The sequence below is a fragment of the Indibacter alkaliphilus LW1 genome (assembly GCF_000295935.2).
Lineage (GTDB): Bacteria > Bacteroidota > Bacteroidia > Cytophagales > Cyclobacteriaceae > Indibacter > Indibacter alkaliphilus.
The window spans coordinates 490876-504800 of record NZ_ALWO02000052.1 but is presented as its reverse complement, the minus strand read 5'-3'; the positions used below and the strand labels follow the sequence as shown (position 1 = coordinate 504800).

The 13925-nt window shown below is 40.4% G+C and carries 15 protein-coding genes and 1 tRNA gene; 7 read left to right on the top strand and 9 right to left on the bottom strand.

Translation table 11 applies throughout. From position 1 onward, the window contains the following. Positions 1-38: 38 nt before the first annotated feature. Positions 39-419: a helix-turn-helix domain-containing protein gene (locus A33Q_RS20550; RefSeq protein WP_016255656.1), complete on the top strand. Its 381-nt coding sequence runs from the start codon at positions 39-41 to the stop codon at positions 417-419. Here A33Q_RS20550 and A33Q_RS20545 read toward each other — a convergent pair whose 3' ends face one another. Beyond that, complete coding sequence (locus tag A33Q_RS20545) at positions 420-1865, bottom strand: sodium:solute symporter (RefSeq protein ID WP_009032788.1); 1446 nt, start codon at positions 1863-1865, stop codon at positions 420-422. A 52-nt stretch (positions 1866-1917) separates the two neighbouring features. On the opposite strand from A33Q_RS20545, the gene A33Q_RS20540 reads away from it, so the two are divergent. From A33Q_RS20540 to hemN, 6 genes are all read left to right on the top strand, one after another. After that, the gene (locus A33Q_RS20540; RefSeq protein ID WP_009032789.1) at positions 1918-2211 is read left to right on the top strand and encodes an ATP-dependent Clp protease adaptor ClpS; all 294 of its coding nucleotides are present in this window, start codon (positions 1918-1920) and stop codon (positions 2209-2211) included. A gap of 11 nt (positions 2212-2222) precedes the next feature. After that, on the top strand, positions 2223-2843 hold the full coding sequence (recR, locus tag A33Q_RS20535) for a recombination mediator RecR (protein ID WP_009032790.1): 621 nt from the start codon (positions 2223-2225) through the stop codon (positions 2841-2843). A 162-nt stretch (positions 2844-3005) separates the two neighbouring features. Next, positions 3006-3082, top strand: a tRNA-Ala gene (locus A33Q_RS20530). Between the two features lie 39 nt (positions 3083-3121). Further along, entirely contained in the window at positions 3122-3373 is a 252-nt protein-coding gene (locus A33Q_RS20525; protein ID WP_040490743.1) for a GIY-YIG nuclease family protein, read from the top strand. Between the two features lie 94 nt (positions 3374-3467). Further along, complete coding sequence (locus A33Q_RS20520; protein WP_040490742.1) at positions 3468-3719, top strand: GIY-YIG nuclease family protein; 252 nt, start codon at positions 3468-3470, stop codon at positions 3717-3719. A 283-nt stretch (positions 3720-4002) separates the two neighbouring features. Further along, on the top strand, positions 4003-5364 hold the full coding sequence (gene hemN / locus A33Q_RS20515; protein ID WP_009032791.1) for an oxygen-independent coproporphyrinogen III oxidase: 1362 nt from the start codon (positions 4003-4005) through the stop codon (positions 5362-5364). Between the two features lie 43 nt (positions 5365-5407). Here the strand turns inward: hemN and A33Q_RS20510 are convergent, their stop codons facing one another. Genes A33Q_RS20510 through A33Q_RS20480 form a run of 8 tightly spaced genes read right to left on the bottom strand, consistent with a single transcriptional unit; the run spans position 5408 to position 13918 of the window. Further along, the gene (locus tag A33Q_RS20510) at positions 5408-6112 is read right to left on the bottom strand and encodes a sulfite exporter TauE/SafE family protein (RefSeq protein ID WP_009032792.1); all 705 of its coding nucleotides are present in this window, start codon (positions 6110-6112) and stop codon (positions 5408-5410) included. Positions 6113-6115: 3 nt separating this feature from the next. After that, positions 6116-6541 (bottom strand): FixH family protein, encoded by a 426-nt coding sequence (locus A33Q_RS20505; RefSeq protein ID WP_009032793.1) that lies wholly within the window; start codon positions 6539-6541, stop codon positions 6116-6118. A gap of 21 nt (positions 6542-6562) precedes the next feature. Then, on the bottom strand, positions 6563-7981 hold the full coding sequence (gene ccoG / locus A33Q_RS20500) for a cytochrome c oxidase accessory protein CcoG (RefSeq protein ID WP_009032794.1): 1419 nt from the start codon (positions 7979-7981) through the stop codon (positions 6563-6565). A gap of 57 nt (positions 7982-8038) precedes the next feature. After that, positions 8039-8974, bottom strand: coding sequence for a cbb3-type cytochrome c oxidase N-terminal domain-containing protein (locus A33Q_RS20495; RefSeq protein WP_009032795.1), 936 nt, complete (start codon positions 8972-8974; stop codon positions 8039-8041). Continuing rightward, complete coding sequence (locus tag A33Q_RS20490; RefSeq protein ID WP_009032796.1) at positions 8961-9152, bottom strand: hypothetical protein; 192 nt, start codon at positions 9150-9152, stop codon at positions 8961-8963. The genes A33Q_RS20495 and A33Q_RS20490 overlap by 14 nt, the downstream gene beginning before the upstream one ends. Positions 9153-9163: 11 nt before the next feature. Next, positions 9164-11296 carry a cytochrome-c oxidase, cbb3-type subunit I gene (ccoN, locus tag A33Q_RS20485; RefSeq protein WP_009032797.1) on the bottom strand — a complete coding sequence of 711 codons (2133 nt, stop codon included), beginning with the start codon at positions 11294-11296 and terminating at the stop codon, positions 9164-9166. A 1-nt stretch (position 11297) separates the two neighbouring features. Continuing rightward, positions 11298-11477, bottom strand: a complete 180-nt coding sequence (gene ccoS / locus A33Q_RS21905) for a cbb3-type cytochrome oxidase assembly protein CcoS (RefSeq protein ID WP_009032798.1) — start codon at positions 11475-11477, stop codon at positions 11298-11300. A gap of 2 nt (positions 11478-11479) precedes the next feature. Next, the gene (locus tag A33Q_RS20480; RefSeq protein WP_009032799.1) at positions 11480-13918 is read right to left on the bottom strand and encodes a heavy metal translocating P-type ATPase; all 2439 of its coding nucleotides are present in this window, start codon (positions 13916-13918) and stop codon (positions 11480-11482) included. Between the last annotated feature and the right edge of the window lie 7 nt (positions 13919-13925).

The window sequence follows — 13925 nt, the reverse complement described above, 5'->3', positions numbered from 1 at the left end:
ATGCTTTTTGCAAAGATTATATCCAAACAGTAAAACATATGGATACAGCCCTAAAAAGTCACATAGCAGAAAACCTCAGAAAACACAGAGTATTAAGAGGTTACACACAGGAATACATTGCAGAATATTTAGGAAAAAAGGATTATACAGCCTATTCAAGATATGAGCAGGGTAGATCCAATCTGAAAATGGAAGATGCGATCAGACTTGCTGAACTTTATGAAGTAGATGTCCAGGAATTGATATCTATTGCACCAAGTGTAAACCACTCCTATGATTTTTCTAAAAAAGTAAATGGTAATGGCCAAAGTGGTCAAATATCTGTCCTTGTGGACCTAGATGGGTCTAGCAGTAATTTAGAAAACAGCATTTCCAGACTTAAAAAAATCAATGACCTGATCGCCAGACACGAACTCTGATCAAGCCTTTTTTCTTAAAAGATAAAGTCCGGCAAACATCAAAAGTCCATTCAATATCAATACTTCAAATCCAAACTGGTAGCCCCATAGTAATTTTTGGGAATTTTGGCTTATAATAAAAGCCAACACAGGAGCAGCTACAGCAATGTAGGGGACGAATTTGTCCCTGACTTTCCATGAAGTAAATAATCCAAATGAATACAGCCCCAACAAAGGGCCATAGGTATAGCCTGCAATGATGAATACTGCGTTGATTACAGATTGGTCATTGATCCAGCGAAACATAAGGATTACAAAAAACATCAATGCCGTAAAGAACAAGTGGACTTTCTTTCTGACTTTAACCTGATCTTGTTTTTGATACTTCTTTTCTATTTCCAGAAAATCATAACAAAAAGAAGTAGTCAAAGCAGTCAGAGTGGAGTCGGCACTGGAATAAGCTGCGGCAGTGATCCCGAGAACAAACACGATCCCTGCAAATGCTGAGAATTCCGTAGTTGCCAATAAAGGGTAAAGGTCATCGGTTCTGACAGGAATTTGAATACCTTTTGCCTCAGAGTATAGGTAAAGTAGCACTCCCAAAGACAAAAAAAGCAGGTTTACAAATACCAGGATGGTAGTAAACCAGAACATGTTTTTTTGAGCATCACCTATGTTCCTGCAGGTCAGGTTTTTTTGCATCATATCCTGATCCAAGCCCGTCATTACTATGGTAATAAATGCACCGGAGGCAAATTGCTTGAAGAAATTAGTTCCTGATTTCCAATCCCAGTTGAAAATTTCAGATCTGGAATCATTAGATACAGTGCTCACAAAATCTGTAACATTGAGAATCCCTAGATCTTTACAAACCAGATAAATACTGACCACCACGGCCAGCAACATAAAAAAAGTCTGTAAAGTATCCGTCCATACCACAGTCTTGATTCCTCCTCTATGGGTATATAGCCAAATAAGAGATACCGTTATCAATACAGACACCCAAAATGGGATACCCCACTGATCAAATAAGATCAATTGAAGCACGCCTGCCACCAGAAAGACGCGTATCGAGGACCCTAAGGTTCTGGAAAGGATAAAAAAGAAAGCCCCTGTTTTATAGGACCAAAAGCCAAACCTGTCTTCCAGGTAGGCGTAAATAGAAACGAGGTTTAGCCGGTAATAAAGCGGCAAAAGAACTTTGGCAATAACAAAATATCCAAGTGTGTAGCCCAATACAACTTGGAAATAATGAAAACTGCTATTGCCCACCTCTCCAGGTACTGAAATAAAAGTCACCCCTGAAAGAGATGCGCCAATCATTCCAAAAGCAACCAAAAACCAAGGCGATTGCCTATCTCCAGTGAAAAAAGTGTCCTTGGAAACATTTCTGGAGGTAAGCCAGCTGATCAAAAACAGCAGGACAAAATATGATGTTATTACAATTAAAACTAAATTTGAATTCATAAGGAGCTATGGAACAATTCGCTAAATTGTCAATATTAATTAAATTTGCAAAATGAATCACCATACACAAGCTTACCCCGCAGTAGAAGAGGCCGAAGTGTTGTTGGAAGAGTTGATAGATACTGATGAGTGTGAACTGGTCGTATTCAACGATGATATCAACACATTTGACCATGTCTCAAAAATCCTGATTAAAGTCTGTCATCATTCTCCTGAACAGGCTGAACAATGTACATTGATCATTCACTATAAGGGTAAATGCACCGTCAAAAAAGGAAGCAGAAACAAACTTAAACCTATGTGTGAGGCCATCCTTGACGCAGGAATTCAGGCTGCTATCGTATAATCCCGTTTTCTGTGAACTTCCCTTCCAAACTTATAGAAGATGCTGTCAATGAAATCAGCAGACTACCTGGTATAGGTAAAAAAACCGCATTAAGATTGGTATTGCATCTTCTCAAGCAAAAAGAAAATGTGACTGAAGACCTAAGCCAGGCACTTCTGGCTTTGAGAAAGGATATCAAATACTGCAGTAAATGCCACAACGTATCAGACGAAACTGTCTGTTCGATATGTAAAGGGCTAAAAAGAGACAAATCAATCATTTGCGTAGTAGAGGATATTCCTGATGTTCTTGCCATAGAAAACACTTCCCAGTATCAAGGTCTTTATCATGTATTGGGAGGGGTGATTTCGCCCATGCAAGGTATAGGACCGGATGAATTAAAGATAGAATCACTTTTTGAAAGGGTCAGAATTGCCCCAGACGATGAAAAAGTCCAAGAAGTCATTTTGGCTTTACCTGCCACAATGGAAGGTGACACTACGGCATTTTACATTACCAGGCAATTGAAAGATCTTGGTGTGAAGGTCAGCACCATTGCCAGAGGTATTCCTGTGGGCGGAGAATTGGAATACACAGATGAAGTCACATTAGGAAGAAGTATACTCACTCGGGTAAATTATTCTGCAGATTGAAAAAAAGATTTGTCCAATTAGAATCCCTTTCTATATTTGCAGACCCAAAGGGGGATTAGCTCAGCTGGCTAGAGCGTCCCGACACAGGTCGGGATGGTCAACGGTTCGACTCCTCCAAAATATAAATAGTGTTGGAGATAGGCTCCACTAAAATGTAATACCGGGGGATTAGCTCAGCTGGCTAGAGCGCTACACTGGCAGTGTAGAGGTCATCGGTTCGACTCCGTTATCCTCCACCAAGGTTTGCAAATAATTGCAAACCTTTTTTAATTTTAGATATGTATACTGTTTACATTCTATATTCCTCCAAAACAAGTAAATACTATATTGGGTCAACAAATGACATTCAAGCTAGACTAAGACATCATAATTGTGGAGCAACTCCCTCAACTAAATCAGGAGCCCCTTTTTTGGTGATTAAATATACCGAAATACAACCTGATAAAAGTTCCGCAAGAAAAAGAGAGTTGGAAATAAAGAATAAAAAATCACGAAAGTATATTGAATTTCTGATCAACTCAGCTGGCTAGAGCGTCCCGACAAAGGTCGGGATGGTCATCGGTTCGACTCCGTTATCCTTCACCAAGGTTTGCAAATAATTGCAAACCTTTTTTAATTTTAGATATGTATACTGTTTACATTCTATATTCCTCCAAAACAAGTAAATACTATATTGGGTCAACAAATGACATTCAAGCTAGACTAAGACATCATAATTGTGGAGCAACTCCCTCAACTAAATCAGGAGCCCCTTTTTGGGTGATTAAATATACCGAAATACAACCTGATAAAAGTTCCGCAAGAAAAAGAGAGTTGGAAATAAAGAATAAAAAATCACGAAAGTATATTGAGTTTCTGATCAACTCAGCTGGCTAGAGCGTCCCGACAAAGGTCGGGATGGTCATCGGTTCGACTCCAGGCCCAGCCGGACAGACTATCAGTTCGACTCCCTACCTAACAGCAGGCAGGCATTATCAACCACAATAAATTTAAGACTTGCAAATTTGCAGGCCTTTTTTTTGACATCTTTGCTCGGATCTTATTTCTCAAATCTTTCACATTTCATTTCTGAAACCTGATTTTTATCAGTTTTTGATCAGATTGCCATCATATTTTTTGATCCAAATCCTTCTGAAATTTGAGTTTAAATTCAAATGGCATGCAAAACTCAAAGGCTTCTCTCATAGAAAAATACAATATCCCTGCTCCAAGGTATACCTCATACCCTACAGTTCCTCTTTGGGCAAATGACCTGAAACAACAAAATTGGACTTCATTTGTCAAGCAAGCTTTTGATGACTTTGGAGAAAAGGAAGGCGTTACACTCTATATTCACTTGCCTTATTGTGAAAGCCTTTGTACCTATTGTGGTTGCAATAAAAGGATTACCAAAAACCATAAAGTAGAAACCCCATACATTGAATCCATTATTTTGGAATGGAAAAAGTATCTGGAAATATTTGAAGGCATCCCCAAACTAGCTGGCATACACCTAGGTGGTGGAACACCAACATTCTTTTCGGCAGATTCCCTCAAAGAAATGCTGGGATTTATTCTGAAGCATGCTCAGGTCATGGACAATGCGGAATTCAGTTTTGAAGGTCACCCAAACAACACCACTAGAGAACACCTTCAAACACTTTATGATTTAGGATTCAGAAGAGTTTCCTATGGCATACAGGATTTTGATCCATTGGTTCAAAAAACCATTCACAGAATCCAGCCTTTTGAAAGGGTAAAAGAAGCCACAGAAGTAGCAAGAGAGATAGGCTATACTTCTATTAATTTTGATTTGATATATGGATTGCCGCACCAGTCTCTGGAAACTATTACAGATACTTTTGAAAAAGTATCTCTGCTCAAGCCTGATAGGATAGCCTACTATAGCTACGCACATTTGCCTAGTGTATTCAAAGCACAAAGGAGTTTTGAAGAATTTCTTCCAAACGAACAGCAAAAGAGAAGCTTCTATGAAAAAGGCAAAGAGATACTTTCGGAAATGGGATATTTTGAAATAGGGATGGATCACTTTTCCTTAGAAAAAGACCCTCTCTATCAAGCCAAAACCCAGAGAGGGCTTCACAGAAACTTCATGGGCTACACGACATCTCCCTCCAAGATCCTTTTGGGACTGGGCAATAGCTCAATCTCCGATGTCTATTATGCCTATGCACAAAATGACAAAAATATAGAGTCTTACAAAGCACAGATCAATGACTTTGGAATTGCTATCCAAAAAGGGCACATCATGTCTGAGGAAGATTTACAAACCAGAGACCTGATACTGAAACTTATTTGTAACCATAAAGCAGATTGGAACGCTGAATTCTATCAAGGGCTTGAAGCCAAACATCTTTCAAAACTTAGACAGTTTCAAGCAGAAGGGTTATTGGAGTATGATGGCAAAGGCATAAAAATTAAAGCAGAAGGAATCCCGTTTATCAGGATCATTTGCATGACTTTCGATAAAAGGATGCAGGCCAAAGAAGAAATGCAGTATGGATTCAGCAAAGCGATTTAACCCAAATAACCCTTTTTGAATACGGCCCCGCAAGGGGCTTTTTCTATTGACACATAGTCATCTCAATACTTTCGGCCCCATAATCAAAAACCTGCAGTTTAGGGCTGACATAATGAATCCCCAAGCCCAGGCCTCTTACAATGAAAAGTATACCGATGAACATGGCAAAGTAGGGCAGCATCTTATTGATCTTCACTCTGAGGTTGATGGACAACATTTTTCCTGACAGCATTACTGCCAAAAGCATGGGAATCGTCCCTATCCCAAAAAAGAACATATAGATTGCTCCCTGCAGGGGATCCTGTAAGGCCAAGGAAGCAATCAGCGCAATATATACCATACCACAGGGCAACAATCCATTGAGAACACCGGAAGCAAAAAATGCCTTGCTCCCTCCTTTTTTGAGAAAGTATCCTAAGGAGGATTTAAGACGATAAACCAGGCCAAAAAGCCCCGATTTGGTAATCAATTTTTCAGAACTTTTGTAAAAAAATGCCATGATCAAAATCAATACCCCCATCCCTATGGAAAGCCATTGTTGAATTCCTGCCAAAGCTAAAGTAAAACCGAGCAAGCCAACCATTCCTCCCAATACTGTATAAGTCATGGCCCGCCCAAAATTGTACAGCATTTTATTGGCCAAATATTTGGAATTATCCTTGCTTGAGACAGCCATGGCAATTGGGCCACACATTCCCAAACAATGGAATGAACCAAGAAAACCTAATAAAAATGCAGTCCAAAGCATGGTTTAAATATTTATTTTTTTCTCCACATAATAATCCTTCCCTCCTTCAGTCCAGGTAAGTTTAACTCTCCAGTAACCAGCTTTGAGACTTGTTACATCAACAGCATTGGCCTGCAAATCAGTAATATCAAATTCTATTTTCTGATCTAATCTGGCATCTGACGGACGAAAAAGATGGAGAGTTCCCTTAGATCCAATATTGAGGTTCAATGTCAACAATTTTTGAAATTCATTGTAGACCAAGGCATCTGAGGAAAGGTCACTAGCATTGATCATCCTGTCAATCTGCTCCTGATATTTGATTTCCTGTTCGTAATAATCCTGTGTCACCAAATGGATATCATCCTGTTTTACACAGATGACTACCATACTTATCATAATCGTAGCAAAAGCTACCAATGTCAAAACAATTCCTTTTCCCCAATCCATATTTTTTAATTTAAAGTTTTGTTATTTCTGAGCTAAAGGCCCCATAAAATTAGTCTCAATTTTATCAATCACTTTCCCATTCTGAGTCAAAAGTAAAGTGACTTTTTCCTGAACAGCAGTGATTTCCTCAGCTCCTTTGACAAGGAAAAACCGTCCTTCAAATTTCGCCTGTTCTTCCAATGTCCAATTCTGATCTCCAACAACTTCTAACCTGTAAGCAGGGTTCTCAGGCTCAAGCTTGACCTCCTGTTTTTCAAATGTTTTATTGATAAAAGTCACCTCATAGAGGTTACTGATGTCGCCCGTATCTCTTGCCTGATAAGTCATTCCCCTAAACCTTGTCACCGTGGCTGCCAAATCATCTCTTGTAGCCAATAAAGCTACAAATGCACCTACCAAAACCAGTAACAAAAAAGAATAAAGCTTGACTCTAGGAGTTATTAACTTCTGAGTTTGCTGCATCACGCTATTATCTGAAGCATAGCGGATAAGTCCTGTGGGCCGATCCACTTTCAGCATTACCTCATCGCAGGCATCAATACAAGCAGTACAGTTGACACATTCCATCTGCACTCCATTTCTGATATCAATTCCTGTAGGACAAACCTGCACACATAAAGTACAATCCACACAATCCCCTTTGGGCTCTTTCTCAATTTTATTCTTCCGAATAGGTGCTCTAGGCTCTCCTCTGACGTGGTCGTAGGTCACATTGATGGAATTGGCATCCAACAAAACACCTTGTAATCTGCCATAGGGGCAAACGACAATACAAGCTTGTTCTCTAAACCACGAGAATACAAACAGGAAGATTCCGGTAAAGGCCATCAAGCCCACAAAGCCAGCCAAATGCTCAGAGGGAGGTTGACTTACAATTTCCACAACCTGATCAACACCAATCAAATACGCCATTACCAAATGTGAAATTATCAGTGAGATCAAAACGAAAATGGACATTTTAGTGACTTTTTTTCTCACCTTCTCCCCATTCCACTGCATGGAATTCAGCTTCCTCTGCTGATTGGCATCTCCTTCTATCCAGTATTCAATTTTCCGGAAGACCATTTCCATAAATAAGGTTTGCGGACATGCCCATCCACAAAACACCCTCCCGAAAACAGCTGTGAAAAGAATGATAAACACAAAAAAGATCAAAAGTAGGAATATCAGTAAATGGGTATCCTGCGGCCAAAAAGCTGCTCCGAATATGATGAATTTTCTTTCGAAAATATTGAATAGCATATACGGTCGCCCATTGACTTCAATAAAAGGCCCAATAAACAGTATAGCCAATAAGACCCAAGACAAGTAGGTCCTCCACTTGTAAAATTTACCGTTAACTTTTTTAGGGTAAATCCAATTTCGTTTACCGTCTTCTTGGACTGTACCTAAGGAATCCCTAAAATTCTGCGGCGATGTATTTGAGTTTTTACCGGCCATACTATTGCATTTTAAATGCAGAGTCTGAAATGATTCCCAAACTCTGCAAAATTTTAATTATTGCTCTGCTTCCTCTACACCCAATTCTTCTTCAGTCAAAGCATCGATTGGCTCTTCTATAGCAGGCTCGTATTTGTCACCCTGAGGCTCTTTAGGATTTGCTGGAGTAGTATTGGTCAGCGTCATGATATAACTGGATACCTGCTGCATTTCTTCGGGACTCAATTGATCCTGCCAAGGTATCATACCTTTTTCCACTACCCCATATTTGACGATTTTGAAGATATCTTCAATACTTCCTCCATGGATCCAGTATTCATCCGTTAGGTTCGGTCCTACACCACCTCCTCCATCAGAAGCATGACAGGCAGCACAATTGGCATCATAGATGTTTTTCCCTGATGTGAGAGCTTCTCGTGTTGCATCAAAAACCACATTGGTTTCATCAATTGAACTTGCAGCTTTGGATTTATACTCTTCGATTTGAATGGCTGCAATACGCAATTCTTCCTCATATTCTTCCAACTGGGTTTTTCCCAATCCCAAAACAGAATAATAGGTAAAGTAAGCCACAGCAAAAGCAATGGTTATGTAAAACACATTGGCAAGCCATGGTGGCATATGGTTATCCAATTCCACTATTCCGTCATAACTGTGATCGAGTTGAAGATCTTTTTCCTCCTTACTTCCAACAGGTTTCATCCTACCCACAATATAGTTGAGCTTAAACTCTTCCCACCAACTAGGCTGGTCGGCAAGCTCTGGATTTTGTTTTTTAAATACCTCTGCCATAAATGACATCAGGTACACCATCAGGAGCAATAAGATCAAAATCACTCCCAAAATGATCCCTAAAATCACCAGTAAAGTAAGCTGCGAGCTGTCCATCTGCTGGAGATTTTCTACCCATTGCAATTCGCTGCTTTGGGCAAATGTGGGAATGCACATCAACATCCCCATCAATATCAATACAAAGGCTTTAAACTTTTTCATAGTTGCTGTCATTTTGCGTCTCATCTTCGAAAGGAAGGCCCTTCATACGATTGATGTAATTTTTATCTGCTCTGACTACCCATATAAACATCCCGAGGAAGAAGATCACAAAGATCAGCAGGGATATGATAGGATAGATTTCTATGTTCTCTATGGAACTTAAAATGTCCTTTTTCATTGATTTAAGATTTATGGGTTAGTAGCGGTGGTCTTTTTGATATCGGTACCCAGGCGCTGCAGATATGCGATCAATGCAACAATTTCAGAATCCGGCATTACTTCAACCCCTGATGATTTCAGGTTGGCAACAATCTGATTGGCCTGGGTTTCCAAATCGGCATTGGCCTGTGCATCATACCCTTCGGGATAAGGCACCCCAAGTTTTTGAAGAGTTCTGATTTTGGCAGGTAGATCTTTATGATCCATAATATTGGTTGCCATCCAAGGATATGGAGGCATTAATGAGCCTGGGGACATACTGCGTGGATCTACCATGTGGTGGTAATGCCAGCTATCAGGATATTTCCCTCCAACTCTATGCAAATCCGGACCAGTACGTTTGGATCCCCAAAGGAATGGCCTGTCATACACAAACTCTCCAGCTTTGGAATATTCTCCATAGCGTTCTGTTTCGGATCTGAAAGGTCGGATCATTTGGGAATGACAGCCCACACAGCCATGGGAAATGTAAAGGTCCCTACCTTGCAACTCAAGCGGTGAATAAGGTTGTACACTACTAATTGTAGGCACGTTAGACTTCACAAGTAATGTAGGGATGATCTCTACAGCACCGCCTATTGCAATTGCTATTGTAGCCAAAATGGTAAAGAAGACAGGCTTTCTTTCCCATGCCCTGTGCCAGAATTCACCTTTTTCACTTACATGAGCCTTAAATGCCGGAGCTTCATCGGCTTCCTCTTCCATGAACTTACCTTGCTTGGCAGTCTTTACCATATTGTATACCATCAAGAATGCACCTGATAAGTATAACAAGCCACCAAATGCCCTTAGCATATACATCGGAACAATTTGGATCACAGTCTCCAGGAAGTTAGGGTATGCCAATCTTCCAGCTTCAGAGAATTCTTTCCACATCAATGACTGGGTCAAAGCAGCCACATACATAGGCAAAGCATAGAACAAGATGCCGATAGTACCCATCCAAAAGTGCGTATTAGCCAATTTGGTAGAGTAAAGCTTGGTTTTCCACATCTTTGGCCACAACCAGTACAGCATAGCAAAAGTAAAGAATCCATTCCATCCCAATCCCCCAATATGCACATGAGCTACGATCCAGTCAGTATAGTGCGCTATTGCATTGACATTTTTCAAAGAAAGCAATGGCCCTTCAAAAGTTGCCATACCATAGGCTGTCACAGCGACCACCATAAATTTCAAAACCGGATCTACACGGACCTTATCCCAAGCTCCTCTCAATGTCAACAAGCCATTGACCATACCACCCCAAGACGGAGCAATCAACATAACGGAGAATACCACACCCAATACCTGAGCCCATTCCGGCAAAGCAGTGTATAGTAAATGGTGAGGTCCGGCCCAAATGTATAAGAAGATCAAAGACCAAAAGTGAATAATCGAGAGCTTATAGGAATAAACAGGTCTATTGGCGGCTTTAGGCAAATAATAATACATCAAGCCCAAGAATGGAGTAGTCAGGAAAAATGCCACAGCATTGTGACCGTACCACCATTGTACCAATGCATCCTGCACACCTGCATAGGCTGAGTAACTTTTGAAGAAAGATACCGGTAACGCCAATGAGTTGAAAATATGCAATACTGCTACTGTGACAAAAGAAGCCAAATAAAACCAAATGGCTACATACATGTGCTTCTCTCTTCTTTTGATGAGTGTCCCGATCATGTTGGCTCCAAAGGCCACCCAGACCAGGGCAATCAAAATATCAATTGGCCATTCCAGTTCGGCATACTCCTTGGAAGAGGTAAGACCTAATGGCAGTGTAATCACTGCCAACAAGATAATGAGTTGCCAACCCCAGAAATTGATCCAACTGAGGGTTTTGTTCCACATAGGCGCTTTAAGCAACCTTGGCATTGAATAATAGATACCCGCAAAAATTGCATTCCCTACAAAAGCAAAGATCACTGCATTGGTATGCAAAGGCCTGATCCGTCCAAATGTAGTGTAGGGGTTTCCCAAATTTGCTTCCGGTAGAAAGAGCTGGGTAGCTGCAATCACACCTACCAGCATTCCGATGATGCCCCATGCTATGGTGGCGACACCGAAGTACTTTACGATCTTATTGTCGTAAGCGAACTTTTCCAGAGTTGTTCCTGACATTTTACTTTGATTTAGGTGTTGGTATTTTTTTCTTTTTTGATTGTTGATTTTCGAATAGTATCCTAATGGCAGGCGTGTGACTGTCCTCAAACTGACCGTCTTTCATTGCCCTGAAAAACAGGAATAAAAAAGAGCCTGCCAGAATTAAACTGATTGCGATGAGTACAAATATTACTTCCATGCTTATAGGATTTTATCTTTGAGCCCCCGCTTATAGGCGAGGTAATTGGTTGTTAATGTGGTGAATATCACCACTGAAATGCTGCTGATCGGCATAAGTATAGCGCAAAACACGGGACTTACAAGTCCCTGTACTGCGAAGAATACTCCTACTGAATTATATGTAAAGCTTAGACCAAAGCTGGCTTTGATGATTTTTCTACTTGTTTTGGCAAATTTCAGAAATGCCGGAAGCCTGTTGATGACAGAGGCATCCATGATACCATCTGAAGCTGGAGAAAAATTGGTGACTTTGTCTGTAATAGCAATACCCACATGACTCTCCTGCAAAGCACCGGCATCATTCAACCCATCCCCAACCATCAATGTCTTGGATCCATTGTCATTAAGGTTTTTCAGATAAGTCAATTTATCTTTTGGACTTTGATTGAAATTCATCTCCAGAACATCTCCGAAAAGCTTTTTTAGGTAATTTCTTTCGTGATCCTGATCCCCAGAAAGCAAGTGAACTGACCTATCTCTGGATATTTCAGAGACGATTTCTGCAACATTTTCCCTTAATCCACTTTGAATAAAAAAGTACCCCAAAACATTCCCTTCTACTGAAAAGAAAACCAAATTACCTCCTTCAGGCAGATCAGAAAGAGAGGAAGCTACAAATTCTGCAGAGCCAAGCTTCACTTCCTGACCTTTGTAAAATGCTTTAAGTCCTTTTCCCTGAATCTCCTCAATTTGATCCAAGGAGAAAGTCTTAACCCCTGCCAAGTATGAGTTGATTCTATTACTCAGTGCATGAGTAGATTGGCTGACCATTCCTTTGATGATCGCTTGGGATTCTTCAGATAGCAATTCTCCAAAATATTGAACTTTGGCTTTTGCTGGAGCTGTAAGCGTGCCTGTCTTGTCAAAAACCACTGTATCAGTTTTTGCTAGCTTTTCTATAACATGGGCATTTTTGAGGTAAAACTTCCCTTGGCCCATCACCCTGAGTGTATTCCCCAATGTAAAAGGTGTAGACATGGCAAGTGCGCATGGACAGGTTATGATCAAAACAGAGGTGAAAGCCAATACCCCTAATGAAATCTGGCCCTGGTAAACCCAGAACGCAAGTGCGGCAAATGCTATACCTAGAACTGTAAGCGTGAATTTTCCCGAAATTCTGTTAGCAAGTGACTCTAATCCTTTACTTTTCTCTTTTTCAAAAGCATCATTATTCCACAAATCGGTAAGGTAGCCTTGAGAAGGCGATTTCTGCACTGCTAGGGTAATAGCTCTGCCCTTTTGTCTTCCTCCTGCATAAATCAGCTCGCCTCTTTTCTTGATAACAGGCACCTCTTCCCCAGTCACAAAACTGTAATCTATCGCTGCATCGCCTTCCAATAGGATACTATCCGATGGAATCAGTTCTTCGTTTCTGACTTTGATGACATCACCTACATTGAGCTTGACCAATGGAATTACATCTTCTCTCTCCCCTACCAATTTGGTCACGGCTACCGGGAAATAAGATTTATAATCGCGATCAAAGGAAAGCGTGTCGTATGTTTTTTGTTGGTAATATTTCCCTATCAAAAGGAAAAAAAGCAACCCCCCTAGTGTGTCCATATAGCCCTCATTGCCAAGAGCAAAGATGTCATAGAGGCTATAACTGAAAAGCGTCACAATCCCAATTGCAATAGGCACATCCATATTGACCGCCTTATTGCGAAGAGAAATCCAAGCTGATCTATAATAGTCTGTAGCAGCATAGAAAAATACTGGTAATGCCAACAATACATTGAGGTAGTTGAATGTCTTTTTGAAACCGTTTCCCAATAATTCTGCTTCTGCAAAATATTCAGGAAGGCTAAACAGCATCATGTTACCGAAGCAAAAGCCTGCAACGGCCAGTTTATAAATCAGCTTTTTATCTGTTTTTGATACAGCTTTTTTCTCTACGTCAGCCAGATTGATACTAGGTTCATACCCGATTTTTGAAAGCAAAATGACCAAATCCCTAAGGCTGATATTATTTTGCCTGAATTTGATTTGCACCTTCTTTTTGATGAAATCCACTCTCCCGGAAATAACACCTGAATCAAGTTTATGTAGATTTTCCAAAAGCCAAATACAGGAAGCACAGTGTATGAGAGGAATTGTAAAAGTGATATGGGACTCTTCTTCATTTTGAAAATCCACCAATTTTCTGATAATATCCGCATCATCCAGATAGTCAAACCGGTTGTCTCTCTTGGAGGCATCTTTTTGACTGGAGCCTGGTTTTTCTGCTATATCGTAATAATTGCAAAGGTCATTTTCACTGAGCACTTCATATACAAGCTTACAGCCTGTACAACAAAATTCCTTCTCTTCGAAATGAAGGAGTTCATCTTTGCATGGCTCGCCGCAATGGTAGCATGTAGATGTTTGTGTAGCTTGCTTGGTATGTAAAGGCTTACTCATTGAATGG

Excerpts from the sequence above, each read along its gene's own strand:
- A33Q_RS20550 (WP_016255656.1), top strand. The coding sequence starts at position 39 with ATGGATACAGCCCTAAAAAGTCACATAGCAGAAAACCTCAGAAAACAC.
- A33Q_RS20545 (WP_009032788.1), bottom strand. The coding sequence starts at position 1,865 with ATGAATTCAAATTTAGTTTTAATTGTAATAACATCATATTTTGTCCTG.
- A33Q_RS20540 (WP_009032789.1), top strand. The coding sequence starts at position 1,918 with ATGAATCACCATACACAAGCTTACCCCGCAGTAGAAGAGGCCGAAGTG.
- A33Q_RS20525 (WP_040490743.1), top strand. The coding sequence starts at position 3,122 with ATGTATACTGTTTACATTCTATATTCCTCCAAAACAAGTAAATACTAT.
- A33Q_RS20520 (WP_040490742.1), top strand. The coding sequence starts at position 3,468 with ATGTATACTGTTTACATTCTATATTCCTCCAAAACAAGTAAATACTAT.
- hemN (WP_009032791.1), top strand. The coding sequence starts at position 4,003 with ATGCAAAACTCAAAGGCTTCTCTCATAGAAAAATACAATATCCCTGCT.
- A33Q_RS20510 (WP_009032792.1), bottom strand. The coding sequence starts at position 6,112 with ATGCTTTGGACTGCATTTTTATTAGGTTTTCTTGGTTCATTCCATTGT.
- A33Q_RS20505 (WP_009032793.1), bottom strand. The coding sequence starts at position 6,541 with ATGGATTGGGGAAAAGGAATTGTTTTGACATTGGTAGCTTTTGCTACG.
- ccoG (WP_009032794.1), bottom strand. The coding sequence starts at position 7,981 with ATGGCCGGTAAAAACTCAAATACATCGCCGCAGAATTTTAGGGATTCC.
- A33Q_RS20495 (WP_009032795.1), bottom strand. The coding sequence starts at position 8,974 with ATGAAAAAGTTTAAAGCCTTTGTATTGATATTGATGGGGATGTTGATG.
- A33Q_RS20490 (WP_009032796.1), bottom strand. The coding sequence starts at position 9,152 with ATGAAAAAGGACATTTTAAGTTCCATAGAGAACATAGAAATCTATCCT.
- ccoN (WP_009032797.1), bottom strand. The coding sequence starts at position 11,296 with ATGTCAGGAACAACTCTGGAAAAGTTCGCTTACGACAATAAGATCGTA.
- ccoS (WP_009032798.1), bottom strand. The coding sequence starts at position 11,477 with ATGGAAGTAATATTTGTACTCATCGCAATCAGTTTAATTCTGGCAGGC.
- A33Q_RS20480 (WP_009032799.1), bottom strand. The coding sequence starts at position 13,918 with ATGAGTAAGCCTTTACATACCAAGCAAGCTACACAAACATCTACATGC.